The organism is Candidatus Magnetobacterium casense, assembly GCF_000714715.1.
In the GTDB taxonomy this organism is placed as follows: Bacteria; Nitrospirota; Thermodesulfovibrionia; order Thermodesulfovibrionales; family Magnetobacteriaceae; genus Magnetobacterium; species Magnetobacterium casense.
In genome coordinates this window covers 34,845-60,017 of the sequence record NZ_JMFO01000021.1, presented here as the reverse complement: position 1 = coordinate 60,017, position 25,173 = coordinate 34,845, and the positions used below count along the sequence as shown (strand labels likewise).

22 protein-coding genes and 1 pseudogene are annotated in these 25,173 nt (G+C 49.0%); 10 read left to right on the top strand and 13 right to left on the bottom strand.

Features of this window, described 5'->3' with window-relative positions; translation table 11 throughout:
* Both Mcas_RS18515 and Mcas_RS11315 read left to right on the top strand, forming a co-directional pair.
* Positions 1 to 269, top strand: a pseudogene (locus Mcas_RS18515) (hypothetical protein); the annotation flags it as partial.
* A gap of 566 nt (positions 270 to 835) precedes the next feature.
* Complete coding sequence (locus tag Mcas_RS11315) at positions 836 to 1,096, top strand: hypothetical protein (RefSeq protein WP_040335645.1); 261 nt, start codon at positions 836 to 838, stop codon at positions 1,094 to 1,096.
* A 77-nt stretch (positions 1,097 to 1,173) separates the two neighbouring features.
* Here Mcas_RS11315 and Mcas_RS11310 read toward each other — a convergent pair whose 3' ends face one another.
* The 6 genes from Mcas_RS11310 to Mcas_RS16865 form a co-directional block, all read right to left on the bottom strand.
* Positions 1,174 to 2,301, bottom strand: a complete 1,128-nt coding sequence (locus tag Mcas_RS11310) for an efflux RND transporter periplasmic adaptor subunit (protein WP_052567257.1) — start codon at positions 2,299 to 2,301, stop codon at positions 1,174 to 1,176.
* Positions 2,302 to 2,306: 5 nt separating this feature from the next.
* On the bottom strand, positions 2,307 to 3,572 hold the full coding sequence (locus Mcas_RS11305; RefSeq protein ID WP_040335644.1) for a TolC family protein: 1,266 nt from the start codon (positions 3,570 to 3,572) through the stop codon (positions 2,307 to 2,309).
* 7 nt (positions 3,573 to 3,579) lie between these two features.
* Positions 3,580 to 3,972 carry a FixH family protein gene (locus tag Mcas_RS11300; RefSeq protein ID WP_156033331.1) on the bottom strand — a complete coding sequence of 131 codons (393 nt, stop codon included), beginning with the start codon at positions 3,970 to 3,972 and terminating at the stop codon, positions 3,580 to 3,582.
* Positions 3,973 to 4,129: 157 nt separating this feature from the next.
* Entirely contained in the window at positions 4,130 to 4,456 is a 327-nt protein-coding gene (locus tag Mcas_RS11295; protein WP_040335642.1) for a nucleotidyltransferase domain-containing protein, read from the bottom strand.
* Positions 4,440 to 4,862, bottom strand: a complete 423-nt coding sequence (locus tag Mcas_RS11290; RefSeq protein ID WP_040335641.1) for a nucleotidyltransferase substrate binding protein — start codon at positions 4,860 to 4,862, stop codon at positions 4,440 to 4,442. Before Mcas_RS11290 ends, Mcas_RS11295 begins: the two co-directional genes overlap by 17 nt.
* 73 nt (positions 4,863 to 4,935) lie before the next feature.
* Entirely contained in the window at positions 4,936 to 6,615 is a 1,680-nt protein-coding gene (locus Mcas_RS16865) for a carboxypeptidase regulatory-like domain-containing protein (protein ID WP_052567255.1), read from the bottom strand.
* A gap of 153 nt (positions 6,616 to 6,768) precedes the next feature.
* Here Mcas_RS16865 and Mcas_RS11280 point away from each other — a divergent pair, with 153 nt between their 5' ends.
* The 4 genes from Mcas_RS11280 (at position 6,769) to Mcas_RS11265 (ending at position 11,356) form a co-directional block, all read left to right on the top strand.
* A complete protein-coding gene (locus Mcas_RS11280) occupies positions 6,769 to 7,713 on the top strand; it encodes a glycosyltransferase family 2 protein (protein WP_040335640.1) in 945 nt (314 codons plus the stop codon).
* A gap of 48 nt (positions 7,714 to 7,761) precedes the next feature.
* A complete protein-coding gene (locus tag Mcas_RS11275) occupies positions 7,762 to 9,018 on the top strand; it encodes a DNA cytosine methyltransferase (RefSeq protein ID WP_200873686.1) in 1,257 nt (418 codons plus the stop codon).
* Positions 8,994 to 9,863: a Bpu10I family restriction endonuclease gene (locus Mcas_RS11270; protein WP_040335639.1), complete on the top strand. Its 870-nt coding sequence runs from the start codon at positions 8,994 to 8,996 to the stop codon at positions 9,861 to 9,863. Before Mcas_RS11275 ends, Mcas_RS11270 begins: the two co-directional genes overlap by 25 nt.
* 65 nt (positions 9,864 to 9,928) lie before the next feature.
* Positions 9,929 to 11,356 carry a B12-binding domain-containing radical SAM protein gene (locus Mcas_RS11265; protein WP_040335638.1) on the top strand — a complete coding sequence of 476 codons (1,428 nt, stop codon included), beginning with the start codon at positions 9,929 to 9,931 and terminating at the stop codon, positions 11,354 to 11,356.
* Positions 11,357 to 11,387: 31 nt separating this feature from the next.
* On the opposite strand, the gene Mcas_RS11260 is transcribed toward Mcas_RS11265, so the two are convergent.
* Positions 11,388 to 13,598, bottom strand: coding sequence for a transglycosylase domain-containing protein (locus Mcas_RS11260; protein WP_052567253.1), 2,211 nt, complete (start codon positions 13,596 to 13,598; stop codon positions 11,388 to 11,390).
* Positions 13,599 to 13,621: 23 nt separating this feature from the next.
* A complete protein-coding gene (locus tag Mcas_RS11255; protein ID WP_052567251.1) occupies positions 13,622 to 14,680 on the bottom strand; it encodes a disk-shape morphogenesis protein volactin in 1,059 nt (352 codons plus the stop codon).
* A gap of 198 nt (positions 14,681 to 14,878) precedes the next feature.
* On the opposite strand from Mcas_RS11255, the gene Mcas_RS11250 reads away from it, so the two are divergent.
* The 4 genes from Mcas_RS11250 (at position 14,879) to Mcas_RS11235 (ending at position 20,981) form a co-directional block, all read left to right on the top strand.
* The gene (locus Mcas_RS11250) at positions 14,879 to 16,105 is read left to right on the top strand and encodes an HDOD domain-containing protein (RefSeq protein ID WP_040335637.1); all 1,227 of its coding nucleotides are present in this window, start codon (positions 14,879 to 14,881) and stop codon (positions 16,103 to 16,105) included.
* 279 nt (positions 16,106 to 16,384) lie between these two features.
* Entirely contained in the window at positions 16,385 to 19,510 is a 3,126-nt protein-coding gene (locus tag Mcas_RS11245) for a diguanylate cyclase (RefSeq protein WP_040335636.1), read from the top strand.
* 52 nt (positions 19,511 to 19,562) lie between these two features.
* Positions 19,563 to 19,904, top strand: coding sequence for a hypothetical protein (locus tag Mcas_RS11240; protein WP_040335635.1), 342 nt, complete (start codon positions 19,563 to 19,565; stop codon positions 19,902 to 19,904).
* A gap of 177 nt (positions 19,905 to 20,081) precedes the next feature.
* Positions 20,082 to 20,981 (top strand): lysophospholipid acyltransferase family protein, encoded by a 900-nt coding sequence (locus Mcas_RS11235; RefSeq protein WP_081853804.1) that lies wholly within the window; start codon positions 20,082 to 20,084, stop codon positions 20,979 to 20,981.
* Here Mcas_RS11235 and Mcas_RS11230 read toward each other — a convergent pair.
* The 5 genes from Mcas_RS11230 to Mcas_RS11210 form a co-directional block, all read right to left on the bottom strand.
* A complete protein-coding gene (locus Mcas_RS11230) occupies positions 20,976 to 21,893 on the bottom strand; it encodes a metallophosphoesterase (protein ID WP_040335634.1) in 918 nt (305 codons plus the stop codon). The two genes, Mcas_RS11235 and Mcas_RS11230, sit on opposite strands and share 6 nt — an antisense overlap.
* Positions 21,894 to 21,918: 25 nt before the next feature.
* A complete protein-coding gene (locus Mcas_RS11225) occupies positions 21,919 to 22,278 on the bottom strand; it encodes a HepT-like ribonuclease domain-containing protein (RefSeq protein WP_040335633.1) in 360 nt (119 codons plus the stop codon).
* The gene (locus Mcas_RS11220) at positions 22,275 to 22,568 is read right to left on the bottom strand and encodes a nucleotidyltransferase family protein (protein ID WP_040335632.1); all 294 of its coding nucleotides are present in this window, start codon (positions 22,566 to 22,568) and stop codon (positions 22,275 to 22,277) included. The genes Mcas_RS11225 and Mcas_RS11220 overlap by 4 nt, the downstream gene beginning before the upstream one ends.
* A 289-nt stretch (positions 22,569 to 22,857) precedes the next feature.
* Positions 22,858 to 24,354, bottom strand: coding sequence for a c-type cytochrome (locus tag Mcas_RS11215; RefSeq protein WP_040335631.1), 1,497 nt, complete (start codon positions 24,352 to 24,354; stop codon positions 22,858 to 22,860).
* A gap of 18 nt (positions 24,355 to 24,372) precedes the next feature.
* The gene (locus Mcas_RS11210; RefSeq protein WP_052567247.1) at positions 24,373 to 25,170 is read right to left on the bottom strand and encodes a c-type cytochrome; all 798 of its coding nucleotides are present in this window, start codon (positions 25,168 to 25,170) and stop codon (positions 24,373 to 24,375) included.
* Positions 25,171 to 25,173: the final 3 nt, after the last annotated feature.

The following is a 25,173-nucleotide window of genomic DNA, read 5'->3' as shown; positions in this document are numbered from 1 at the left end:
ACGCAAAAACAATATACGATACAAGCAAAAATCTTGGACATGTACCAATAATAGACAAAAATCCTCGCCGTGGCAGCGTTTTACCAATGTCCACTGCAGAGGCTATAAGATATAATGAACGTACTACAATCGAAAGAGTCAATGGTAGATTGAAGACCGAATTTGGTGGAAATAATGTTTTGGTAAGGGGAAGCATGAAAGTAAAGATGCACTTGATGATCGGAATTGTTGTCTTATTTGCCGATCAAATGTTAAAACTGATAACCTAAACGATAAAAGATACCTAAAAAAAGGTTGTTTTAGCATTATGAGGGAGAAATGCGTCTAAAATCAGAACAAATTGGCAATTATGTCCGATAAAATAGAAGATTTGGAGATTTTTATGTGAGTGAATAAAATTTAGACCTCATTAAAGATGAGAGAGTAGATATTTGTAGGGATTTTTGATTTCTTTTTGCAAGAGGCTCCTATGTTTATATTTATTTTGGAAAGTCCATATTATAACGGATGTTCTGCGCAAAAAAAGGCTTACTTCCTTTAAATATAAGGTTTTATAAAAGAAAATGTGTAAACACGTAGACACTAAAACTTGATTTTATTAGTGAGGCATGGTATAATACATTTCATGATAACTTATTAATATAGCAAAGAATTTTAAAATGTAGACACTATCAATTTTGAATAATCGTTTAGTGTCAAGGGGTTACACGATTTTTTACAGTCAAAACCCAGAACATCCGTTATAAAGAAGCTGCAAAAATAATTGGCAGTTTATTTTGGCAAGTATTTTATAAAAAAGAATTGCCAAAAAAGAAAAAGGAAAAGGAGAAGGAAAATGGCAAAAAATAATAATAATAACTCATCTCGACACATAGAAAATTTATTTTATGTTTTGTTATCAACTATTCTTGCTATTTTTATTACCACAATAGCTGTGTTGTTTGCTAAGGTAGATGCTTTAAGAGAGCAAATATCTGACATTAATGAAAAGAGTGTTGAGAGACACATACACATTACTGAAGCTATTGCTAACATACCAAAAATAAAATGGGACGATGTAAAAAAAACTCCTGATAACCCCATCAATAAACAATAATAAAACGGGGTCAAGGGGGCCGTGCTCCCTTGCGGGTGGGTCTGAGGGAGGGCAGAGCCCTCCCTTTTTTCTTTTCCCTATTTCTTAGGCGCTATCCCTTTGAGCTGTGCTTCGGAATCTATGAGGAATGCTGCCGAGGATGCAACGCGCTCTTTGGCTTTGAGGCCCTTCGTGACTTCTACCATGCCACCGCTCCTTAGACCTAGCTGCACGAGTCGGGGTTCAAAGTTGCCCTCGCCCTTGTCCACGTAGACCCTCTGCTCCACGCCCGTGTCTATGACCGCCTCATCGGGGATTACCAGACGCTGACCAAGGTCTATGCCTATCTCCACGTTGGTAAACATCTGTGGCCTTAACTCACCCTTTGGATTGGCAACCGTAAACCGCACCTTGGCCGTGCGCCTCTCCCCCGAAAGCACGGGGTAGATATAATCAACCTTTGACGTAAACGCCTTTTCGGTGGAATAACTCAGACCAATGCTCGCCACCTGTCCAACCTTTATCAGCGGCAACTCGTTTTCATAGACATCCGCCATCACCCACACCGAAGACAGATCAACCACGTCAAAGAGCTTCTCTCCTGCCATGACACGCATCCCCGCAACGGCCTTCTTCTCCGTCACATACCCGCTGACAGGACAGTAAATGGTTAACGTTCGTATGACCTTGCCGGTCCGCTCTATTTCGTCTATCTGCGCATCCGTGATGTCCCAGAGCTTCAACCTCTGCCTGGCCGCATCCAGGATGAGGCGGGCATCCTTTTTGAGCATCTCCGCATATGAGTTGACCAACTCCTGCTCCGAATATATGCTCGTCCCATTGGCCCACCTCAGGAGGTTGAGAAACTCCCGCTGCGTGGCAACCAGCTCAGGGCTGTAGATGTCTGCCATGGCCTCACCCTTTTTGACGTACCGACCCGTGTAATCTACGTAGAGACGCTCTACCCAACCCTCAATCTTTGTGTTGACGGTCGATTGCCGACGCTCGTCGTACTCTATGCGTCCCACCGTCCTGATGGTGCGCTGAAACGGCTTGACGGCAACCTCCACCGTTCTGACCCCTATCAGTTGACGCTTGTCATCAGGTATCTCAACAACGGGGGCATCATCAAAATCATCCTCGGCATGGCTAACGGTAACATTGCCTGAGAAAGCCATCAAAAACGTCAACGTCGCAAAAAATAATAATATAATGTCCTTTATCACTTTGGTCACCCTCCCTTGCCGCTCTCCGTGACAGGACCGCCGGATGGGGCAATGGCCTCAATCCTGGCTATTGCCTTTTGCCGTTCGACCACCTGTCTGAAGTACAGGGTCTCATAGTCTATGAGGGACTTCAGAGGGGCAATCACGGTTGTGGCCTCCACTTTTCCCGTGACATAGGCGCTGAGGGCCAGTTCAAAGTCCTGGTAGGTGCGGGGTATCAGTGCGTTTCTATATAGCTCGATCAGCTTATCGGCAGTCTGTAACATGGTGTAGTTTTCGCGTATGGCCGATGCTATCATGGTCTTTATGGCATCAACGTCGTGCTGAGACTCTGACAACACCGAACGTGCCTCAGAGACGGCCATCCTCTGCTTTGTCTTGTAAAATATGGGGACATTGACCGCCGCCGTCAGACTCCACATGTCCTCGAAGTCCCCGCCACGTTTTGCCACGGAGGCACTGACGTTGATGTCGGGATAGTACTCCCGCCGTGCCATATCGACCTTGACCTTGGCCACCTCAATCTCCTTCGCCTTTGACAGGACATCAGGGGAGGTCTCAAAGGCCGACTTCAGGGCATCCGACATAGATCGGACGTAGGGGGTGGGGGAGATGTCATGCGGCCTGTCAATAGGTGTGTTGACGTCCTGCCGACCGAGTGTGGAGTTGAGCATACCCTCGATGACGTGCATCTTTTGTCGTTCCATCTCCTGCTTTTCGATCAACATGTACTTCTCCGTCTGCGCCATCAGCACATCCACCTGCTGCCCCATTCCCGATGCGTATCGCGACAGCGCCGCATCCTCGAGCCTTGCAAACAACGCCACTCTGTCCTGGATAAGCTCTATGTTCTTGTAGGTTAGAAACAGGTCGTAGTAAAGCTCCTTTACCCTGGCGGCGGTCTTTAAACGCACGCTGTGCACGGCAGCCTGGAGCACCTCCGTGTCCTTTATGGTCATCTCCTGCTTCAGGGACAGTTTGCCGGGAAACGGGAACATCTGCGACACCGAAAACATCCACTGAGCGTCGCTCATCTGCCCATAGCTGTATCGGTTCCAGCCTTCGTTCTGATACCCAAACATGACCATGGGGTCAGGCAGGGTCGAGGCCTGCGGTGTCCGAAACTTAGACGTGTAAACCTTCGACTGAGCCATGAGCACTTCATGGTTGTTTTGCAGGGCCTCCTCTATAAGCGCATCTAGGGTGGTATCCTCGGCATACGCCTGTAACGTGACAGAGAAAAGCCCCGCAAACACAATCAATACAAGCAAACTATGTCTACTTGGCATCCACATTGATCTTGGCCTTGACCTTCTTGTGATTGTGTGAGACCTTCACGACAATGTTCCACGAGCCGGCCATAGAAAGCGTAAGGACGCCCTTATATTGTCCACCATCATGTTTGGCCTCGGTCTTGTAGTTCATTGCCGGCATCCCCGGCATCGCAGGCATACCATAATCAACCAACACCTTGGCATCGGCAACGGCCTTACCCGCAGAGTCCTTGACTTCAATGACAACGTTGTTATCACCAACGATGGGCGGGTTGTTGTCCATCGTGATCTTGAGCGTGTAATCGCCCGCCTTCTTCTCTACCTCAAAGTCCTTGGCAAACCCTGCCGACGTTACAAGCAACACCAAAACCACAACACCTAAAACTATTTTTCTCAAAACCTGAATCCTCCTTAAATCTTTATATTGAGAGACAGTGAAACACTGCCGGCATCTCCGTTGATTATTATAGCATTAAGTCAGAAGTATACATCAGGAATTTGAAGAACTTATGAAGCTGACGAAAAAGACATGAAAAATAACGCTAATGTAACCCCTATTGTTCTGTCTCCGGGTACTGAATGATCACATAGTCTTTCGATATCTCTTGCTGAAATCCCTCAGGTACCCTTGCCCAGTCAAGCACGTCTATGAGGATTGGCAGTTCACTTTCGGATAATACCTCTTTCAGTGTAGGCAGATTTTCCTGCAACCTGGCAGGCTCCTCAGGGTAGCGCAAGACAATGTCAAGGTCGCTGGCATCGTGTCCACCGCCACTGACACGGCTTCCATAGGCCCATACCTCCGCCCTGGGGACATACCGCCGTAGCAAGGCCTTGAGAGTCGCCAGGTACTCCGGCCGTATGTCAATGCTCTGTGACATTGTCCAGCTTATGCATCAGGCGCCTTGCATCTGCTATTAAATCGGGCAATAACGACAGGGTTTTCTCAGCAAAACCGGCCCCGTAATCATTTGCCGTGTCGTTTCGGTTGTCACGATATCCGAGCCAGCGTTGTACCTCATCCGTGCTGAGTAGCCCATGCCTTGCACCATAACGGAAGATGTCCTTGAAAACCAGCGTATCAACCGTCGCTGATGTGGCGAAAAAGGGTTTTAACGCCTTTCTTAGCAGCTTCCCGGAAATCTCCAGCGTCAACTCAAACCCCTTGACTGTTGCATTTCGGAAGACCTCATATTCGATGCTACCGACCTCACTTTGCCGTAGAAAATGCAACGAACTCTCAAGCGTTTCAATGCAGCGGTTTAAGTGTTTCGTGTTGATCGACATTTGCTGTATGAGAGAAGGGGACGCTCCCCCCCGTGCATCAAAGGGGTAACGTCCTCCCTTCTTAACTTGTCAGTTACTTGATTATCTCCCAATCGGTTACGGGAACTAGCCCGATTGACTTATAATTTGAGATGTTTATGCCATCCATGTACCAGATGACGAGCAAGCCTGATGCCATGTTTTCCCATAGGACATCACTCTTACCATCTTTATTGAAATCGTCCACCTGCTTGATATGCCAGTTGAGGTCAGATATGGTTGCGGGAGACCCCATGCTTGAAACGGAGGTGCCATCCACGAGCCAGATGCCGACATGTCCGGTGGCTGAGTTTCTCCACAGGATATCGCTCTTGCCGTCGCCGTTGAAGTCACCAATCCCCTCTATTTGCCACTTTAGGTCGGCAACCGTTGCGGGTGTTCCGTGACTAAGTATTGTCCCGTCTTCCTTCATGAGATAGATATAGACCATCCCTGTTGTTTTGTTGTACCAGAGGATATCGGCAACACCATCAGCATTGAAGTCGTACTTTGGCCCCTTTGTGGTGCCACCCCGGCAGCTTGATGTAAAGGTAGCCTTTACATCCTTGTTGGCCGAAACAGTCAGCGTACACGTTGAACTTGTGTCGGTGCAGTCGCCGCTCCAGCCGGTAAAGGTTGAACCGCTTGCGGCGGTTGCCGTCAGTGTAACGGTGGTACCCGGGTCAAACTGATAACTACACGTACCGCCACAATCCAACCCGCTTGGAGTGCTCAGGACAGTGCCCGTGCCATCCCCTGACTTGGTTACGGTCACGCTGTATCCCTTGCTCAACGAAAAATCCGCAGTCTCAGTTGTGTCCTTTACCAGATCAACCGTTTTTGTATCAGGTATGTAGCCTGTTGCAGAGGCCTTCACTACTACAAGCCCTGCCGGAACACCTGTTAGTTTGTACATTCCATCGCTATCGGTGGTAGTCTTTACGATACCGCCGGCGCTCACCTCGGCACCGACTAACGCCGCATCTGTATCAGCGTCGGTGACAGTGCCTGTTATCGTACCGGTGGATGTTACACCCGATGGATTTATCAGCAGCTTTACAAAGTCAACGGCGTAACCATCCCCGGCGCCTGTTGTGTTGTCGTCAAACTTGATGCTAATCTTCCCGCTCCTTATCAGATCGAGCTTATCGTCGGGGACCCTTACAGTGATGAGCTTGCCAATAGGGCCTGTCTGTGCGAGGGAGTTTATCACAACCTCCAACTCGGTTATCCTCACATCGTTTATGGTCACCTCATATTGGGCGCTCCAGACAGGGGCCTGAAAGTCATCGACAAATATCTGCAGCATTGCAGAATTAACGGTCAGTCCGCTCAGGGAATATTCCAAGACAATAGGTCTTACGTTGTTTGCAGGGCGCGAGGTTGAACCTGTGTAACCATCTTGCCCGTTTGGGGGGTGACCGTTATAGCTTGTGATAACCATTATTCTGTCTGTGCCATCGGGGTCTTTTGGGTCAACCGTCCATGGATAGCTGTGCGATGGCGTGCTGTGTCCTGAGAATGGATCATAGCCGGTAGGCCATCCAAAGCCCAGATTGTCGATGTCCCCAGTGCGAACCATCATAGCGGCCTCGGGGGTGTTTGTCAACGTGACATTTGTTGCCGACCAATCCCCATCGTTAGCAGTCGTTGTGGCTGCCAGGGGTTGGACCATCAGAACCAACATGCACATCATCAGTGTTATTAGTCCCGTTGTCTTTGCAAATTGCCTCATGCTCTGTTACCTCCACTTAGTAGATTTTTGTAGCCTGGAGAAAACAGTTTAACCTACCCCGGTTGCGATTGTCAATGCGGCAAAATCAGGGTGTAAAATAGAATTTTCCACGTGTTTTGTAGTAAACCAAATCTAAATCTGCTATAATAGAGTGTGTTCAAGACGGCAGTTGTTATTCCTGCATATAAGGTTGCAGATAAAATAGGGGGTGTGATACGATCTGTCCCTGCAAGTATCGGTACGATTATTGTCGTTGACGACAAGTGTCCTCAGTACTCCGGTGACGTTGCCGCCGCCACGGAGGGTGTTGACAAGGACAGGCTGGTCGTCTTATACAACGACGTCAACATGGGCGTGGGGGGGGCGGTGATCAGTGGATTGAAAAAGGCCATTGAGCTTGGATGCGACATAATCGTCAAAATGGACGGCGATGGCCAGATGGATGCCGCCTATATTGATGAACTTATTGCCCCGCTGCTGAAGGGCGAGGCAGACTACACAAAGGGCAATCGGTTTATGAACTTTACCGCCCTCAAGGCAATGCCCAAGGTTCGGCTTTTTGGCAATAGCGTCCTGTCCTTCCTCCTGAAGATATCCTCCGGATACTGGAACATCATCGACCCAACCAACGGCTACACGGCCATACACAGAAGGGCTGTCGAAAAGCTAAACCTTGAGCAAATTGCACGGAGATACTTCTTTGAATCGGACATGCTTATCAACCTCAATATCATAAACGCCGTCGTAATGGATATAGACATACCGGCGAGATATGGCGACGAGGAAAGCTCCCTCAGCATACTCAGGACATCCCTGGAGTTTCCTCCACGGTTGCTGAGAGGCCTTATAAGGCGGATATTCTTTAAATACTTCCTCTATGATTTCAATATGGCATCAATTTATATTATAATAGGGTTACCGATGTTTGTCTTTGGTGTAGTCTTTGGGCTTATGGAGTGGATGGACTCGCTCGTCAATGCAACGGTAAAGACCTCCGGGACGATCATGCTTGTGGCCTTGCCAATCATCGTGTCGTTTCAGATGTTGCTGCAGGCCATAGCCATAGACATAGCCTCGGTTCCAAAAAAGAACAAATGAGTGACATAGTGGGTAAGATATTTAGCGATAAGGAACTTGTGAGGAACTGTGTTCAGATTGAAGCATAGCAAAGTCTCTGAACAAGTTTTTCGGGTGCTGGATATATTTGCCGGTGCGGGTGGTTTTAGTCTTGGTTTTGAGATGGCTGGCGCTAAAGTTATAGGTGCTGTTGAAATTGATAAGTGGGCATGTGATACTTTTTCTTACAATCATCCTGATGCAATAGTAATTCAAAAAGATATTCAAACACTAACCGATCAAGGACTATTAGATGCATTTGAAACGCACCATCCCAATATTATAGTGAGTGGTCCTCCATGTCAGGGCTTCTCGATATGTAATCAAAACGCCGGTGATCCCAAAGACCCGAGAAACTCATTGTTTCATGAATTTTTACGAGTAGGTCACCTTTTTCAACCTACATTGATGGTAATGGAAAATGTTCCGAGTCTTGCCGTAGCAAAGACGGCGGAAGGAAAAAAGGTACTTACAATAATCGAGTCATCATTGAGAGATATCGGTTTTTATGTGTATGCAGCAACCCTGCAGGCTACCGACTTTGGTATTCCACAGATACGTAACCGTTTATTTGTAGTTGCATCAAAAATCGAAATATCTAAACCTTTCCCTGATCCAACACATCAGGTGACATCTGCCAACCAGCTCTCAATAAGATTTTCAAATTCACTTCAACCGTGCCCGACATTATGGGATGCCATTTCTGATTTACCCCCTCTCAAGGCTACAGAAGGCTCTGAAGAGCAACAATATACAATGCCGCCATTAACCGATTATCAGAAGTTATTGCGCAATAGTAGCCACACACTATTTAATCACAAGGCTATGAATCATGGCAAGAGGATGGTTGAGCGTTTTTCTACAATGCAGTGGGGTAATTCTGTCAATGACGTTCCCGATCATCTAAAACCTAGACGGCGCAATTCTCAAGAGATTGTTCAACAGGCTTATGACCAGAATAACAGGAGAATGTTTCCTATGCGCCCGTGCCATACAATACCTGCATCATTCTATGCCAACTTTGTTCATCCCTATCAGCATAGAAATTTTACAGCTAGAGAAGGTGCACGCATTCAATCATTTCCTGACTGGTATCGTTTCTTAGGCAAACCCACTGTGGTTAGCCATCGCTTACTTGCACGAGAGGAAAGATACGAAGAAAAATTTCTTTGCCAATATAACCAGATTGGCAATGCAGTCCCCCCTTTTCTTGTTAAGGTCTTAGCCCATAACATATTACAACAACTTATTGGGAGGGAACAATGTTTGTCCACGGGAACAACTTAGAACAAAAAGAAAATCATCAGACCAAATATCGTGATGCCAAATCGCGGCAATATCTTACTGAGATACGGTTACAGTACGATCAGTGGAAACAGGCCAATATTGATTTAAAGGGGCCGTTTTTATTAAAGGCAGACTCGGATTTATTGGTTCTGGAAAAACGAACCAAACTGTTAAACGGCTACAAGAATTTCATAGACCAACAAAAATATGCAGAACAGTTTGACTCGCGCTCTAATCTTCATTCCTCTGTTCTTGAAGAATTTATGTATTACCTCTTTAAAGATATGGTTGCTGATTTTTCTGAACATGCCTTAATTGGCAAATCACACACATTTAAGGATTTATTCTTCAAATCACACAGCTATAAATCAATGCTGACAACTCCAAATGTTTTAATAGAAAAGAAAGATCATGACTTTGCTATAGGTGTGAGAATCAATGCTGATTTCAAGTGCTTTGAACAATCAACAACGCAATCAGAGACATGGGATATACCAGCAGTAACAGTTGAATGTAAAACCTACCTTGACAAAACCATGCTTCAGGATGCATCAACGGCAGCGGAATTATTGAAACACCGCAATCCAAATGTTTTATACATAGTCGTGGCAGAATGGCTTAAATTAACAGAGGCGGTAAACTTGCGTAAATTTAAGATTGATCAAATTTATGTTCTGCGAAAGCAAAAAAACACTGATAGAGAATTCAGATACCTCGATAGTTACACAAAGAGGCCAATATACGAGGATACCGTTGAACACCTTTTTCATTTTGTTCGTGATTTTCTCACGGAAGATTGGGAGGGTGGTATTAATCACAGATTAGCCAAAGGCTATCTTCTTTAAAAAAAGATAAAACTATTTTATTTAATCATGACCGTTATTTAGGCATATTTAGGAGGTTAAGCTGTATGGCAAAGGTATTACTGTTATCACCGCCCTACGTAGACTTGTACGGAAATCTGAGTAAGGCGGCGGGGAGATACTTCCCACTGGGGTTGGGATACATCGCCTCCTATCTGCGCAAGTATGGAGGCCATGAGGTGGCAATGTATGAGCCCGAGGCTCAGGGGTTGATCTACAACGCTATAACCGACATCATCGCGAAATCGCAGCCCGACGTGATCGGGATAACGTGCGCAACCCCCAATTTCATTAGGGCCATTAAGCTGGCAGAACTCTGTCGGAGCCATTGCACGGCCAGGGTTGTTATGGGGGGGGTGCATGTTAGCGCCATCCCTGAGTTTGTGATGCGGACATACCCGGGGCTTATAGATTGCGTTGTTATTGGGGAAGGAGAACGCTCCATGCTCGATGTTGTCAACGCATACCAGAATAACGCCTCCCTGGAGGGAATAAGCGGGATCATCTACAGGGATGGCGATGCAATCATCCGCAACGACGTCAGACCCTACATCGAGGACATGGATTCCATCCCCTTTCCGGCAAGGGACCTGATATCTCAGCGGTTGTTTGTGCCCAACATGCACAACGCCCGTTACAGAAACTGCATGACCATCCTGACCAGTCGCGGGTGTCCCTTTAACTGTTCCTTCTGTGCGGCCAGGATCGTCTCCGGCAAGAAGTACCGGATGCACTCGGCCCAATACGTACTGGAAGAGATGCAGATGCTCAAAAAGGACTACAACGCCCGGCAACTTATCATCACCGATGACACCTTCACGATCAACCACGCCCGTCTTGAGGATATATGCAGGGGGATGATCGATAAGCGGTTGAACCTCAAGTGGTTCTGCTTCTCACAGGTCAACACGGTCAACAGGGAGGTCCTGGTGCTTATGAAGAGGGCCGGATGTTACTGTGTGGGGTTTGGGTTGGAGTCCAGCGACGAGGGTATCCTCAGGCGCATGGGAAAGGCCATCGCACCTGCAAAGGCCAAAGAGACCGTCAGGATTGCAACCAGTCTGGGCATCAAGACGCAGGCGTTTTATATTATCGGTTCCCCCGGTGAGACAAAGCAGCAGATGGAGGATACGCTCAGATTCTCCAGGGAGGTCAATGCGACGTTGGCCTTTTACAACATGTTGGTGCCGTTTCCGGGGACAAAGGAGTTTGACTACTTCTTTGCCTCAATTCCGCTGGAGGAGATAGACTGGGAAAAGTTTGTTGCTATCGGTGAGGATTGTGTTATAAAAAACTCCGCCGTATCGTCAGCGGAGATTGAAAACATGATAGCAAAGGCCAATTTCCTCTACTACACCGACATCAACAGGGTTGTCAACCTGTTATCGCACATCAGGACGTTCTATGAGTTTACCAACTACTTCTCCGGTGGCGTCGCCCTGTTAAAGCAGGTTGGAAAGTGGTTCAGAAAGTAGAAAGAGCGGAGCCGCCCCTTTCTTCTCTACCTCATTGGACGTTCTTCATGAATTCTATCCAGATTGGCAAGGCAGCGGCACCGCCGGTCTTTCCTTCCCCGAGGGAAGTGCGGTCGTCCCTGCCAACCCAAACACCCACGGCCAGTCTGTCATCAAAGCCTATGAACCAAGCGTCCGCATAATCATCCGTCGTACCGGTCTTGCCGTAAACCGGTCTGCTTAAGGCCATTGCCGCTCGTGCAGTGCCGTTTTCCACAACCGCCCTCAGAACCTCCCGTATGGATGCAACTGCCTGCTGGCCAATGACCCTCTGTCCCTGAGGCAATGACGCATCAGAGGCCAGATCGTAACGGTCTATCACCCGTTCATAAAACCGCGGCTCCAGCTTGACCCCCTCGGCCATCGTGCCGTATGCGTAGACCAACTCCATAAGTGTTACCTCGGATACCCCAATGGCCGCCGGCAGATGCGGATAAATATCACTCTTGATGCCAACCGACCTGGCCGTCTCAATGACCCTGGACATTTTCAACTTGCTTGCCAGATTAACCGTGGCAGCGTTCAGAGACATAGACAACGCACTCTTTAGCGACACCGACCCGTAATACCTCCGTGTATAGTTCTGTGGCGTCCAGGCAGTGCGGCCATTGTTGGAATAATAGGTAACCGGAGCATCTACAATAGCACTCTGCGGTGTGAGACCATCCTTAAATGCCGTCAGGTAAATAAACGGTTTAAACGCCGAACCCGGTTGACGCATTGCCTGCGTGGCACGGTTGAACTGACTATCACCAAAACCGGTACCACCAACCATTGCCCTGATGGCGCCGGTCTTTATGTCTATGGCAAGCAGGGCTGCCTGGGTCTTGTCGTCAAAGCCACTTGACAGACCATTGGCTACGGCATGTTCTGCTGCCTCTTGCATCTTGTAGTTGAGTGTCGTGTATATCTTGAAGCCGGATGTATACAGGTTATCGCCATAAATCTTTTCGAGGTTGGCGCGGGCGTATTCAACAAAGTATGGTGCCTTATACTGTGCCCGTGGAGTGTAGGATGGCAGGGGTTCGACTACGGCCTCATTGTATTTGGCGGCGGAGATAAAGCCCTGGTTGAGCATCATCTTCAGAACGAGCTTTTTCCGACTGAGGGCCTTGTGCGTATCCTTAAACGGGGAGTATGTCGATGGCGCCTTGGGGATCGCCGCCAAAAGGGCTGCCTCTCCAACGGTAAGTTCCTCGGCCTTCTTACCAAAGTAGGTCTCCGACGCCGCCTCCAAACCGTATGCCCTGGTGCCAAAGTACGCCTGGTTGAGATACAATCCCAGGATTTCGTCTTTCGTGTAGCGATTCTCTATCTGGATTGACAGCGCAGCCTCCTTGATCTTGCGTGTCAGAGAGCGTTCGGGTTTTAGGAAGAGCATCTTTGCCAACTGTTGTGTGATGGTGCTGGCGCCCTGGACGTAGGACTTTGCACGTACATTTTCAATGGCTGCCCCTATCAGGCGATAGAAGTCCAACCCATGATGGCTGTAAAAGCGGGCATCTTCTACCGCTATAAAGGCATTCTTGACGTGTGTCGGTATCTTGTAGTAGGGTATAAACCGTCGCCGCTCAAAGTACAGTTCCGCCAAACTCTCTCCGTCTGAGGAGTATAGCATGGATGACTCCAGCGGTGCATATTCCTCCAGCAGTTGAATCTTGGGCAGGTCAGACAGGCTCCAGACAACAAACCCACCAATCAGCCCAAAGCCCACAGACAACGACATGGCAAAGGACAACAGCAGCTTTTTCATAAAGCGTATGTACGGGTTATCCCTCTCCCCCAGGATCATGTTGTAGAGCACGCTGAAGTATGTGCGAAGCCTCAGATATGCCTTGCTCCTGAGAAAAAATATCTCCCTGACCTTTAGGCAAATCTGTTCGGGGTCAAGGGGGTCACCGAGACAGAAGTCTGCCCTGAAGCCCTTTTGTATGAACGTGGGCAACAGTGCCGCCTCAGACAATATGATTACAGAACAACGAGGGTGAGAGACCCTGAGAGAATCAAGCATCTCAAACTCCCTGGAGTGATAATTTTTTGTGTCAAAGATGACGACCGAGTGTCCCTTTATTGCACCGAGTCCCTCAAGTAGTTCAAAATTGTTGCCAAAGAGCGTTGCCTCTATGCCGTTGTGCTGAAGCGTTCTTAGTACAATTTTCCCTCTTATACTATCGGTAGAGAAGATCAGTACCGGTACGGTCATCCGTCATCTATAGACAAAGCGCCTCAGGATTCCTCGGACATGGCCATGATCAATGCGCCCCTGGCCGTTGTGTTAAGAGGGTCTGAGGCAATGCGCACGCCCGATATCTGTATTGGCAGTCGTATGTTCTTGAGCACCTTTTCAAAAAGCTCCTTGCATCCTGTTGGCAGACAGGTGCCGCCACTGAGGACTATGGGCAGGGGCTTTGCAAAGCGCGGTACCCTGTCCGATGTGGCCATCACCTGCTGGATGCTCTGCAGGAGGTTGACGACAAGGTCTTCGTAGAAGATGTGCAGGGAGATTTCGAGCTTGTTTTTTGGCTCTTTGAGGAGGTTTAGTCCCTTTTCCTTGATCAGCTTAATCTTTGTGGCAGGCTCACCGAGTGAATTTCCGGCCATGGTGTCTATGTAATCGCCGCCCTTTTGGATGCTGTATGTCAGCACAGGCACGGAGAGGTAGGACAGGCATATGTTACACATCCCCCCGCCCATGCTTATGCCAATGCCCGTGTAGCTGTCATCGGCAAGCTCCGAAAGGACAACGGCAAAGCCCTCGTGGATGGACAGCGGACTATACCCCATGCCCTCCAGGGTCCGCTTTATGACGGCCTCGTGGTAGAGGACGTTTGTGGTGGTGTGTATGGGGGCACCGGGGATACTGAAGCACAGGGCCTCTCCCTGTTTCTTGGCCGGCAGCAGCAGGGTCTTGATTATCGCCTGGATGACGTTGAGGCCATCATCCTCCTTTGGGCTTAACAGTCCGCCCTCTATGGGTCTTCTGGTATCGGCGTTAAATGTGCTGGCAAACTGCTCGGCAGAGTTGCCCACGATAAACAACTGTCCGTTGCGTGAAAAGAACATTATGTCGTTTTGTGCCAACACCTTGCCTGTGATGTTTGACTTGGGCACCTCAAAAAAAGCATTCAGTTGTTTGACCGAGTAGTACGTCGTACCCTTCATGCGGGCTATGACAATGTTGGTAGTGCCAATGTCCAGCCCCACAGGCCCTGTCAGCACCTCCAATTCCTTAGACTTAATTGGCCTGGTCTCCTCAACCTTGCCAGTTCCCTGAGCCTCTGACATAAAAAATGTCCCTCCCTCTATGAAATCATCAGACGATCCAACACGGTCATCCGTGCTTTATATTATAATCCCCTGGCAGTTTTTTTTGGTAGCTAAAAAAAAGAAAAAGAAATAGAGTTGTTTACACAAGAGACGGCTATATGGTATAATATCCAATAGTATCAGTATGTAGGAATTCTTAACTAAAGGAGGTTAGATGTGCTGGTTGTTGGTACGCATAAGGATTTAATACAATATATACAGACCCAATATCCTCAGATAATGCTTGATATCTCGCCCGATGGCATTGAGGCATTGGAGCGGATCAAGAGTACCGATTATGACCTCATAGTAAGTGAGTGGGACATCCCGGGGATGAACGGGTATGAGCTTCTGTTAAACGTCAGGAAGCTCAAAAAATCCCTGCCCTTTATCATGGTTACCAAGAGGACGGACAAGGACAGCCTGGTATCTGCCATCAAGGCGGGGGTAACGGACTTCCTGGTCAAGCCGTTGAATGCCCAGACAATAGAGTGCAAGTTAAAGCCGCACATCGACAAGGTTAGGATAAAGAAGCCTGTGCAGAAGCCGGAAGCCGCAAAAGGCACATCAGACATCATGAAGGATATCGACATACCATCCTGTCCGGACATCATACTGAGGCTCTCCAAGGAGACAAAGAGGCCAACCCCGAACATGACGGAGATTGTGGGCCTGATCAAGGATGACGTGGCGTTGGCTGCCACGGTGATCCGGTTTGCCAATTCCCCGGTGTACGGCAGCGGTAAGGTGCTGACAATAGAGCGGGCACTGCACGTACTGGGGATGAAGAACTTCTCCGGCATGGTAATGGCTTCTGCCCTGCACAACGTCATCAAGGAAGTGGGTGTTGTCACGGAGATATTCTGGAAACACTCCCTGGCATCGGCGACAATATGCGGATATCTGGCAAGACAGAAGGCGTCAGAACTTACGGACAGCGCCTATTTTCTAGGTCTGTTTCATGACTGCGCCATCCCGCTTCTGTTGAAGAAGTACGCTGACTACGAGCAGTCCTTGTACAAGGCCCTGAGTAATGCCGCTGATGCAATTGACGTCGAGGATGCAAGCTACAATACCAATCACGCTACCGTTGGCGGTCTGATCTCAAAGAGCTGGGGGATGCAGGCGTCAATGACCGAAACCATCAGGCAACATCACAGCGACACCCTGTACATCCCCAAGGGGGTGACAGAGGTCAACGAAATCAGTTACCTGTGGGCAATTCTCCAGTTGTCCGAGCACCTCTGCAACTATCATGGCGTCTCAGGTACGATCCCGCTACAGCAGGACGAAGACTGGATCACAACACACAAAACTGCCTCTGATACCCTGATGACTAACGTCGATGAAATAAACGAGTTCAAGGAAAGCGCCGGCAACCTGTTGGACAAGATGGCATATTAGGCTGCGCAGGAGCACGGCACGATATCGCAGATTTCCTGATACCCCTTCTTTTTTGGCAGGCGCCGTCCCTGCCCCCTATGTAACACGATAGAGATAATCCAAAGAAAAAAGATAACTCCACTTTCGCATAAAAAAAATAGGCTTACATTCTTTGTCTATCGGGAATAAATTCACCGTGGCATTTACGTGGATAGTATGGTAAAATAAGGTCTTGTCGGCAGGCATGATTAAACGTATTAAAAACAAGACCGAATTCTTTTATTTTATATGGAGATGTTTATGAGTATACTGATCGTTGATGACTCCACAGATATGTTAAAGCTGTTGAAGGTATTTTTAAAATCTGCCGGATATACGGATATCTTATTTGCTGAATCTGCACAGCAGGCCTTTGAGGTCCTTGGAGTCGATGACGCCGATAGCTACGATGCTCCCCCTGGTGTGGAGCTAATCCTTATGGATATAATGATGCCCGGAATCAACGGCATAGATGCGTGTGCCCGGATAACATCCAATGAACATCTCAGGGACATTCCAATCATTATGGTATCGGGCATTACGGAGGCAACGAGTTTACAGGCAGCCTTTAATGCGGGAGCCGTCGATTATGTCACCAAACCCGTCAATAAGATAGAGCTTGTGACGCGGGTCAGGACGGTCCTGAAGCTGAAGTACGAGTTTGACAACCGTAAGGCCCGCGAAGAGGAACTGGTGGTGTTAAACAAGCAGTTGACGGAGAAAAACAAGCTGCTAAACAAGTTGAGTTCCATTGATTTCCTGACAAACATTGCCAATCGCCGGACGTTTGAACATATTCTGGAAGCTGAGTGGAGACGCTCCTTAAGAAACACTTCCCCGCTGTCTGCACTGATGATAGACATAGACTTCTTTAAGCGTTACAATGACACCTACGGTCACATGGCCGGGGATGAGTGCATCACAGTCGTTGCCAAGGTCCTCCAGGAGGCCCTCAAACGTCCTGCCGACATCGTTGCGCGGTACGGGGGGGAGGAGTTTGTAGTGCTTCTGCCTGACACGGGCATCTATGGCGCCGTCAGTGTCGGTGAGGCCATGCGAGCAAGGGTGCAGCAATTGGCCATACCACACGTAAACTCCAAGGCTGCAGACATTGTCACGGTGAGCATTGGGGCCGCCTCCGTAGTGCCCGAAACGGATACCGCAATGGCGGACCTGATTACTTCAGCGGATAAGGCACTGTATGAGGCAAAGCATGAGGGCAGAAACAGGGTAAAGGTCTACGCCGCCACTGAGACGGAAGCGAACACTCTACGGCCACCCGCCCCGGAACAATACGAACACAGGCCACAAAAGTACCTGTCACAGGCCGTACTCGATGGCCTTGCCATAAACGTCGCCGTCTTAGACCGTAACGGCGTTATTGTCAACGTCAATCGGTCATGGCAGCAATACGCAGTGCAGCAAGACAGCTCCTGTCTGTTGAGCCTCACCGAGGGGGCCAATTATGTCGAAAAGTGCTCCGCCACCCTGCAACAGTGCAAGCAGTATAGTGTGCCGGTCAGCAAAGGGGTTGCGGCAGTGCTATCCGGTGAAATGCAACGATTTGAATTTGAGTACAGGTGCAACGAAAGTATGTGGTTTCTCATGCACGCAGTCCCCTTGGACAGGGAAGAGGGCGATGTCGTTGTCTCTTATTTTGACATAACACGTCTTAAGAGCGCAGAGGCAGAGATAAAGACCCTCTATGCAGTCGTCGATGAGAGCATCAACATTATATACATCACCGATAAGGACGCCAGAATACGGTATGTCAACAAGACCTTTGAACAGATAACCGGCTACACAAAGGCCGAGGTCATAGGCACCACGCCACACCTGCTGTCGTCGGGGCAGACTACGCATGAGCAGTACGAAGGACTTTGGAACACAATCTCCGCCGGAAAGACGTGGCGCGGTATCTTTAAAAACAAGAAGAAAAACGGGGAGTTCTTCTGGATCAACGGCCTCGTTTCCGTGATCAAAAATGATGCCGGTGAAATCACCAACTATCTGGCAATCCAGGAAGACATCACGGACAAGATGAAATCAAAACAGACCATCGAGTACATCTCCTACTATGACAGGACAACGCGTCTGCTCAACCGCAACAGGTTTATGGCCCTGCTGGATCAGTGGATTGTCGGACAGAGTGGCAGCGGGGCAGTGGGCGCCCTGCTATTGGTCAACCTGGATGCCTTTAAACTCATCAACGACACCTATGGTTACATCGTTGGGGACGAGTTCCTGGAGAGCATTGCCGATATGCTCAGGCGCACGGTCAGCGGCGACGAAGGTGTTGATTATGGCCTTGACAGTCAGGCCGTCAACAAGGTCATGGTTGGTCGCATCGGAGGTGATGAGTTTGGCGTCTTTATCCCCTATATTGGTGCTGAGGCGGCGGTTGAGCAGGCAGAGGGTATACGTAAACAGGTAGAGGCAATGCGTTTTTCCGAGTTCATGATACGCACCTCGGCCAGCATCGGGATCGTCATCTACCCTGAGCATGGGACATCCACCAGGGAGCTGATTACACGTGGCGATGCCGCCATATACCGTGCAAAGGAGCTTGGCCAAAACCGATGTCACCTCTACAGCAATGAAGACCGATACCTCGAAGATATCCAGGTACGTCTCAAGGAGCGGGAACAGATCAAGTGGGCGCTTGAAAACAACCGCTTTGTCCCCTGGTTTCAGCCCATACTCGACCTCAGAACAAACACGATATCGCACTATGAGGCCCTTGCAAGGATGCAGGTGGATGAGAGAAAAGTGCTGTATCCACCGTCATTCCTATATACGGCGGAAAAGTATGGATTTATCAGCTCCATTGACAGGATGATTATACAAAAGACTCTCACCGTCCAGTCGCAGGTTGCCCGGGCAAGGCCTCACCTGTCCTTTGGCATGAATCTGTCGGGCAAGGACCTGGGCGATGAACAACTATTGCAGTTTATAAAGACCCAGATTGATGACCTCAGCATTGACCCAACACGATTGATCTTTGAGATAACCGAAACGGCCGCCATCAGCGACCTTGCCAAGGCCATCAGGTCTATCAGGGCGTTGAAGGAACTGGGGTGTCGGATATCGCTTGATGACTTTGGCGTGGGCTTTACGTCCTTTAAGTACCTCAAGGACATGGAGGTGGATTATATCAAGATAGATGGCTCATTCGTCAAGAATCTGCTAAATAGCGACGAAAACCGCCATATCGTAAAGGCCATCAGGGACATGGCTGGCGGGATGGGCATTATGACCGTTGCCGAGTTTGTCGAGGACATGGAGACAATGAATCTGCTCAGAGATTATGGCGTCGATTATGCACAAGGCTACCTGATCGGTAAACCCTCTCCAAATCTGAAGCAAGAAGACGCTTTTGTCGTATAATAAAACATTGCCATTGCACTCGACCCTGCAAATGTGCTATGGTTAATACAGCATGGAAGATCAGTTTATACATAGTAACTTCTTCTACATAGCGGCCTATTCATTGGTATCGCTGGTGTTTATGGCAACGGAGGAACGCATTGGATTTCCAACGGCCCTGGCAGCGTCCTTTTTGTACTACCTCATTTACGAAACGAAACAGGACTATAACATAAGAAGCGAAATGGGCATTGGCGGCTGGGAAAAAGTCACTTGGCGACACAGGATGATGTACAACAGGAGTTCGAACTCCTATGCCTGGTTCTGGCCCCTGTGGCTGATAATGATAGTTGTCCTGGCAGGGGTAGTGTTTATCTTTGGACTGTCCCACTCAGACAAGTCAACAAAGGGATAGCCCTTTTTTCTTTGACGTATAGCAGGTTTCGATTGGATTAAATACACAAGACATGGCATTTTTTATGGGGTCAAGGGGACTGGTCCCCTTGCGGGGGAGGTCTGAGGAGGGGGCGGAGTCGCCCTCCTTTTTTTCTTCTGTTGTTATAGATACTTATACTCTTCTGCTTACATGTAAATGGTAGTAAGTGAGGGGGTAGTGCGCGACCTTCTGCGGTTGATAGTGTGGTATCCGGTGCGGTGGGTGGTACAGATATTACCTGTGGGGGCAGGGTTGATGCTCTTCAGGGCTATGGGGGATATGCACTACGTCCTTTCACGGGGCAAGAGGCAACGGCTGCTTGCAAATCTTTCGGATGCGGGCCTGGACGCTTGCAACAAACACCTGGTAGTGAGGGAGTACTTCAGAAATCACTACGTTGACCGTCTGTTTATCTTCATCGTGCCGAAGTTTGACAGCAGTCAGATACGCCGCTATGTTGAACTTGAGGGGGTTGAGCACCTGGAGGACGCCCTTGGGCGTGGCAAAGGGGTTGTCCTGGTGCATGGGCACTTTGGGCCGGTTCATATGCCGTTGGTGGTGCTTGCCCGGTGCGGGTTCAGGATAAAACAACTGGGACTGCCCTCCGATGACGGCCTGAGCTGGATCGGTAGAAACGTTGCCTACAGGTTGAGATTGCGCTATGAGGCAAAGATACCGGCAGAGATACTGCGGGCAGACTCGTTTCTGCGGCCCGTCTTTGTGTGGCTTGCCCACAACGGCTGCATCATGACAACCGGCGATGGCACCGGCACACAACAACGTCTGGGGAAATACGAGTCGTTTACGTTCCTGGGACGGCCCACTGCCTTCCCCCTTGGTCCGGCAACCCTGGCCCAAAAGACCTCCGCTGCCTTCATGCCGGTCTTTATCACGCCCGCTGAAAACAACAGATACAGGATAACCATTGAACCACCCCTGAACCCAAAATCACAACAGGAACTCTCCGCAGTCGAGCTGACCGCATTGTTCGTCCAAAGACTTGAGACCTACGTCAGACGTTATCCGGGGCTTATGCACTTCCTTGACAGATTATGATGACCTCAGTGTTATAAGGGCAACCTCGGGCGGACAATTGTAGCGCATTGGTACCATGTTGTTACCCACCCCGGTTGTGATGTAAGTCTGACGGGCACCGTCTCTGACGACACCACTTATGTACTTCTGCCCCGACGTCGATGGCAGAAACGGAGCGCCGATAAAGGGAAAGACTATCTGTCCGCCGTGCGTATGGCCCGATAACACAACGTCTATCTTCTTTTTTGATGATTCTATATCGATATTGATATCGGGGTTGTGGCTTAACAGTATCTTCACCGCTTGGATGTCTATGCCCTTACAGGCATTGGTCAGGGAGCAGCTACTTTCCCAGTGGTCATCGACACCAAGGATATAGATAGATGGATCGGTTTGTTCTCTGCTGTTAACGGGTTGAGTGGGGCGTTTAATCCTTACGCTTTTGTTCCTGAGCCAGACCACCCCAATCCTGTCGGTAAACAACCTGCATATGGAGTCAACGGCCTCCTGTCCGCTCCAGAAGTCGTGATTGCCCAGGACACCGTAAATTCCTACCGGTGCCTTGAGCGTTGACAGGGCATTGACGCATCGTTGGACGTATTCCCTGGCGCCTTTTTCCATGCCGGCATTGCCGCTACCCCCAACCTCGTTTGTCCCCGTGATGAAGTCCCCCGTGAGGGCTATGACATCAGGGGCCTCGGCCATACACATGTCGGCTGACCTCGATATAAGCCCCTCGCTAACTATCGCAGAACTATGAAAGTCACTCAGCAAGGCTATCTTAAACCCATCAAAAGAAGGCGGCAAGTCCGCAACTACTAACGTTATCCGTCGAAGCTCTATATTGTATCGCGAGGTATTGTAGACCCCCTTCGTCCCCAACAACACTACACCAGCCCTCAGGCCGTTAATGAGAAATTTCCTGCGTGTCATAAAAACAGGTAGCGCTCCATAAAGATTACTTTTCAGTGTCCTGAAGCTTCATTTCCTCATATACCTTTTTCAACAAAGGCCTAGCCCTTGGAATGTATTCTTTGACCACATTCCAAACTACCTCTAATTCTATCCCGAAATAAAAGTGACTCATCTTATCTCTCATACCGGCCATTTTTTTCCACGGTATATTTGAATGTTTAGACCTTATGCTACCAGGGACATTCTTTGATGCCTCACCAATAATCTCAACACACCTGACAACGGAATAATGTGTTTTTGAGTCAAGTAAAAAATCCTCATACGATAAATTGCCAACAAATTCTTCCGCCTTGTCCATGTTTTCAATGATGTCCTTAATGTAGAGGGTTATATCACGGTTCATAGAGGAATTGCCTCTCTAAAGATAGTGTCTTTAAGCTCGGGACGCACTGAATTTACAGGAATTAGATCAACCCTTGTTCTAAGAAGTTTCGTCAGGTATTGTTCTGCTCCAACAAGGTCAAGCAGGCTGATAGACTCCTCAAACTCCGCTAATAAGTCTACGTCGCTTTTTTTCTTCTGCTCGTGTCTGGCGTATGAACCAAAGACCGCTATCTCCTTAATCTTATGCTCGACCCTTAATTCATCCCTGTGCTTATTTATAACCCTCTTGATTTCGTCTAACGTAGTCATTATATCTCTTGTCCTTATTAGATTTTAAAATTATCCATCATATTATCCATTACACTCTTAATATCTACTGCTTATGCTTTTTCTATAGTAAACCTACATACACAAAGTATGTCACAACGACACAAATTCTGTCAATTTTTTTAGTTGAAATTTAGCGAGCACGCCTACAATCTAGCGCTAAACGATTCAGAGGAAGGGGTCAAGGGGTCAGCGACCCCCGGCATAAAAGGGGGACTGGTCCCCTTGCGGGGTGGGTCTGAGGGAGGGGCGGAGCCGCCTCCCTTTTTTCTTATTTCTTCTTCTTGTTCTTGCGTTGAGTCTTCATGTTGTTGTGCATAATCAGGCCGACTGCGAATACGAGTACCGTTACAATGGGCGGCATTACGTAGACCTTTAGCGGTGTTGGCGGTTCCGTCATCAGGAAGTACCACGCCGATATAGCGGCCTTGTTGGCATCCTCGCCGTTGTTGCCGTCAAACAACTGCACCGCAAACGGGATGAACTTCCCAACAGCAAATGCGGAGTCATCTGCAACACCGGTGTTGAGCGCACGCTTGAAAATGACCCGGTACAGACCATCCGTGTACGTTCCCACGGCAGTCACATTCTGCTTTTCCTTGGGCTCCGGTGCCATATCATAGCCCTTGCCGGTCAGAGAAGCGACCTTGTTGTCCTCGGAGGCCTTCCACTGCCAGAGATTGACCGTGGCCTTCCTGCTTCCCAGGTAGAAGTATGGCCTTTCGGCACCCTCCTCCATCTTGGTCGGGAACTGTATGTGGGCGGTATCGGATGGGACGTTGTCTGCCCCCTTGGAGGGCTGCTTGTCGGTCCACTCGAGCATTATCGCTATTTCGGTGGATGTGTATACACCCCTGACCCTTGTATTGGTGATTGTCGGGGTGAAATGGCGCGGTTCAAACATCAACTGTCCGCCCATTGGCAGGTCCATATACTCAACCTCTTTCCAGACGGGATCATCAGCGCCGGCTGGCAGGGACTTCACCAGCTTGACCTTTAGTGCCAGGCCGAGTTTCCTCGTCACCTGCAGAGACTTGATGAAGTGTGCAAGCGACCACCGCTCATCGTCCTTGAGTGAGTCCAGGTACGATGTCATAGGCGTCCCCGCCAGACCGGCCGAGATCGTCCTGTAGATATCAACCAGGTCGGAGCCGTTTCTAAGCTCCCAGGCGTGTGTATAATTTGCGGGTGCGACCCGATAACCCCAGTCGGTCTTAAAATCGGCCTGCCAACCCTTTTCGCCATTGCCGCGGCCCTCTTTGCCGTGACACTCCACGCACTTGGCCTTGTTAAAGAGCTCCTTGCCCTTTGCGATAGACTCAGGCGTCGATTTTGGAGGATTGTCGAGCTTTATGGACTTTGCCTCACTGGAGAACACATCAGGGGCAAACGTCTTTACATGCGCAACGATGGCCTTGACCTCGTCGTCGGTAAAGCGCTCCCACGGGGGCATTGACGTCCCCGGGTTGCCCTTCCTGATAATGCGTGTGAGGTCGGCATCGGTTGGTGGTTCACCCGGGGCCGAGGAACGAAACTTGTACACGCCAAAGGCAAAATCCCTCGGCAATGGTAATGTTACGTCCTTGGTGTAGGCATCGGCGTCGCCCTTATAGCCGTGACACTGGGCGCACCATGCGTCATAGATACTCTTTCCGGCAGAGGCGTCCACGGGTTTCTTTGCCTCTGTCTTGAGTGCGTCTTCGCTGTAGCCGCTGACAGGAAACATCAACGATACAATTACCAATATTATTGCTGCAATTGTTTTCATATTTAATTTGGCCTCCCCTTACCTCGGCTTATTACCGGTGGCTTCGTAGATGAACATTATGACCTTCCAGATATCGTCTTCGGTCAGGAAGTCCTCAAACACAGGCATCGAGGAGTTCCACGGACCCGATCCGGCCGGAAGCGCACGCCAACCCTTGGCCACTCTCCAGAACACGAAGGACTCGGGCAACTGCGCAATAGTGTCACCGCCCCTGAAAGGCAACGGTAACGGGTTGTAGCCCTGTGCCAAATGCCCCTTGCCATCGAGGTCATCGCCGTGACAGAAGAAACAGTTCTGATAGTAAATCTTCTTGCCGTCCTCGATATTTTTTACCGTGTTTGCGGTGTCCTTTCTGAGGGGGTTTTCAAGACCGATGATGTTTATGGTCTTGCCTTTGAAGTCTATCTGCGAGGCTGGTTCAGGATGCACGATCCTGGCCGAAACCGGTGGTTCGTACACAGGTTTGACCTTTGTGTAGGTTAGAAACCCGACAAACAAAGGCAGTGCAAGAAACACTATCAGGATTCTGAGGATTTTCTTGTCCTCGTCGCCGAGTATCGCTTTGATGGGTTCCAGAAATGCCTGGAAGGCCTCCTCCTGTATGGAGAAGTAGATCAGCAAGGAAAAAACCGACATCGCCATGTACATGGTGATGACCTGTCCAGGAAACGGAGGTATAAAGAGCGCCGCACCCTTTAACGCACCGTAGATGCAGGTCAGGATTCCTATAAAGTTAAAAAACGGCGACTTTCTCATGACCGCCACAATAGAGATCAAAAGCCCAACGGCAGCTATAACGGGATATATCTTAAGCATAAT

What these genes read in the sequence shown, in the direction of transcription:
- Mcas_RS11315 (WP_040335645.1), top strand. Translation starts at nt 836, where the DNA reads ATGGCAAAAAATAATAATAATAACTCATCTCGACACATAGAAAATTTA.
- Mcas_RS11295 (WP_040335642.1), bottom strand. Translation starts at nt 4,456, where the DNA reads ATGTCACAGAGCATTGACATACGGCCGGAGTACCTGGCGACTCTCAAG.
- Mcas_RS11290 (WP_040335641.1), bottom strand. Translation starts at nt 4,862, where the DNA reads ATGTCGATCAACACGAAACACTTAAACCGCTGCATTGAAACGCTTGAG.
- Mcas_RS16865 (WP_052567255.1), bottom strand. Translation starts at nt 6,615, where the DNA reads ATGAGGCAATTTGCAAAGACAACGGGACTAATAACACTGATGATGTGC.
- Mcas_RS11270 (WP_040335639.1), top strand. Translation starts at nt 8,994, where the DNA reads ATGTTTGTCCACGGGAACAACTTAGAACAAAAAGAAAATCATCAGACC.
- Mcas_RS11265 (WP_040335638.1), top strand. Translation starts at nt 9,929, where the DNA reads ATGGCAAAGGTATTACTGTTATCACCGCCCTACGTAGACTTGTACGGA.
- Mcas_RS11260 (WP_052567253.1), bottom strand. Translation starts at nt 13,598, where the DNA reads ATGACCGTACCGGTACTGATCTTCTCTACCGATAGTATAAGAGGGAAA.
- Mcas_RS11255 (WP_052567251.1), bottom strand. Translation starts at nt 14,680, where the DNA reads ATGTCAGAGGCTCAGGGAACTGGCAAGGTTGAGGAGACCAGGCCAATT.
- Mcas_RS11245 (WP_040335636.1), top strand. Translation starts at nt 16,385, where the DNA reads ATGAGTATACTGATCGTTGATGACTCCACAGATATGTTAAAGCTGTTG.
- Mcas_RS11240 (WP_040335635.1), top strand. Translation starts at nt 19,563, where the DNA reads ATGGAAGATCAGTTTATACATAGTAACTTCTTCTACATAGCGGCCTAT.
- Mcas_RS11235 (WP_081853804.1), top strand. Translation starts at nt 20,082, where the DNA reads ATGGTAGTAAGTGAGGGGGTAGTGCGCGACCTTCTGCGGTTGATAGTG.
- Mcas_RS11230 (WP_040335634.1), bottom strand. Translation starts at nt 21,893, where the DNA reads ATGACACGCAGGAAATTTCTCATTAACGGCCTGAGGGCTGGTGTAGTG.
- Mcas_RS11225 (WP_040335633.1), bottom strand. Translation starts at nt 22,278, where the DNA reads ATGAACCGTGATATAACCCTCTACATTAAGGACATCATTGAAAACATG.
- Mcas_RS11220 (WP_040335632.1), bottom strand. Translation starts at nt 22,568, where the DNA reads ATGACTACGTTAGACGAAATCAAGAGGGTTATAAATAAGCACAGGGAT.
- Mcas_RS11215 (WP_040335631.1), bottom strand. Translation starts at nt 24,354, where the DNA reads ATGAAAACAATTGCAGCAATAATATTGGTAATTGTATCGTTGATGTTT.
- Mcas_RS11210 (WP_052567247.1), bottom strand. Translation starts at nt 25,170, where the DNA reads ATGCTTAAGATATATCCCGTTATAGCTGCCGTTGGGCTTTTGATCTCT.